2 protein-coding genes are annotated in these 1,901 nt (G+C 59.4%); both read right to left on the bottom strand.

Annotated elements, in window-relative coordinates; translation table 11 throughout:
• Nucleotides 1-59: 59 nt before the first annotated feature.
• The gene (locus AAFX91_RS41265; protein WP_394570305.1) at nucleotides 60-284 is read right to left on the bottom strand and encodes a hypothetical protein; all 225 of its coding nucleotides are present in this window, start codon (nucleotides 282-284) and stop codon (nucleotides 60-62) included.
• A gap of 64 nt (nucleotides 285-348) precedes the next feature.
• A complete protein-coding gene (locus AAFX91_RS41260) occupies nucleotides 349-1,080 on the bottom strand; it encodes an STN domain-containing protein (RefSeq protein WP_130580312.1) in 732 nt (243 codons plus the stop codon).
• Nucleotides 1,081-1,901: the final 821 nt, after the last annotated feature.

Genomic DNA, 1,901 nt, shown 5'->3' with positions numbered 1-1,901 from the left:
GACGCAACCTCGGACCGGCCGACAGTCGGAGCTACATCCGTCAAGCGAAAGTAACATCCTCAGGTGAGGCAATACGCATGGGCAATATTCAACGCCACACGGACGATATAGTCATGTGGCCGCAAAAATAGCGTTCCGTCCCTCCCATCCAGCCGCAGATAGGCCTCATGCAGCGCCTCGCTTGCGAGTTCCTCCGAGCCGAGACGGCGCACAAGGCGACGCCTAAGTTCGGTGTAGCCGGCAACCAGCAACTGCCGGAGCGAAGAACGGGATGAGTTTGTCATTCAAAGGAGTCGGATGCACCCGGACGTCTGGATTGCAGAGCCCCCATCGTCGGACCGGTTCGCCTCATTCTCTTGCCGCACCTTGCGACTGGCAATCTCTTGTATGTTCCGGCGACCTCGGCAATATGACAAAGGTCACCGGTTGCTCAAGACCGGGTGGCGGAGCTTCTCCTACCGAGACGCGGCCGATCCGTGCGGCGAGATTCGATGCGGCCTGGTCCTCGGCATCCGCCCCGAGAACGCGAGCGTTCACGATGTCGCCGGCAGGTCCGATCCATATCGCGAGCGCGGCACGGTATTGTCCGGGAGCCGTGTCAGGCGATCCACACAAGGCGCGCTTCAGCGCAGTCTGAAGCGCTGCGAAGAAGTGATTGCGTACCGGATCGGCAGACCATTTCGGTATCCGGCCAATCGGCGGTTCCTGGGCCGCAGGAGCAACCAGCGTGTAGCCCTGATCGGCCGCACGTCGGATGTACAGCCCGGTCGGCCGCAGCAAGGCACGCAATGCTTCCTCGAAGGTGTACACACCCTGCACCGGTGCCGATTTCTGGCCAGCGGCCAGTGCGTGGTCGACAAACACTTCAACGCCCGTTACGGCCGCGTAGGACATCAATGCCTCTTCGAGCGGCTGAGGGGGTATGTCGAAATGCGCCGAATCGGCAGTCCCCCCGACCTCACGTGCGAAGCGCTCTTCGGCGGCATGCACGACGCTCAACGCGGGAAGCAACATCCATGCTGCGATCACTGCAGGACGAACATTCGAGATCGCGAACTTATCGCCTAACCTTTGCAACATCTGTCGTTCGTCACGCCGGACCAGCCGCCGGAAATCGGAAAATCACAGGCAACTAGACGGCAAATATTACGGTTTGACGACGAGTTGCACGTGGGCTTATTCAATGCCCCGGATATTCGCCAAGCTTGGCTGCAAGATCGAGCAACAACTTCACAAGGCCTGCCCTTTCAGTCTTCCGAGGGCACCGCAACAGTTTCGCACCAGAAACAACTGCAACAGAACGAGACGAAAGTCGTCAAATCCGAACGAAAACGCAGCAAAATCAACGGATCCGATCGATATCCTCCCGCTCATGACGGTCTGGGCGCAGCTTCGAGTGCCGTCCGATGATAACTAAACCAATCGCGAGACAGGGACTCGTTTGGGCGCGATAGACTTCGCCCCAAATACGCGGGTTGCAGACGCGACCGGCAAGCTGCCCTCCTTTTCCTTCGCTGTCGCGTCCAATCGTACGATGAGCTCATAGTGCTCATTCAATTTTGGCCTCGCCTGAGCATGATGCTCGGGATGATCAACGCTTCCGGCATTTGCCTGACAGCACAAGAGCGTGTGCCACGGCTATGGCGACGTTTGCAGAGCTCGCGGGCGAAGCACTGATCGAGGAGCAACACATGCTGGGCGCCGCAAACATGGAGATGATGAGGTGACGGTGTTCGCCATCGTAGCCGCCATCCTTGATCGCGAGCTGCAGGAACGTGCTGTCTCCTCGATCCGCCGCGCCAACTGCGAGACCATCATCCGCCACGTCGTCGGCGACACCGCGGCGCTCGCCAACGAAAGCCTCACGGCACCGCTCAATGTCGAAATGATCGAGCAGGAAC

This window comes from Bradyrhizobium sp. 31Argb (assembly GCF_043638955.1).
Lineage (GTDB): Bacteria > Pseudomonadota > Alphaproteobacteria > Rhizobiales > Xanthobacteraceae > Bradyrhizobium.
The sequence above is the reverse complement of the archived record's forward strand: the minus strand, read 5'-3'. Positions and strand labels throughout refer to the sequence as shown.

Coding starts and splice junctions, on each gene's coding strand:
- AAFX91_RS41260 (WP_130580312.1), bottom strand. CDS start 1,080: ATGTTGCAAAGGTTAGGCGATAAGTTCGCGATCTCGAATGTTCGTCCT.
- AAFX91_RS41265 (WP_394570305.1), bottom strand. CDS start 284: ATGACAAACTCATCCCGTTCTTCGCTCCGGCAGTTGCTGGTTGCCGGC.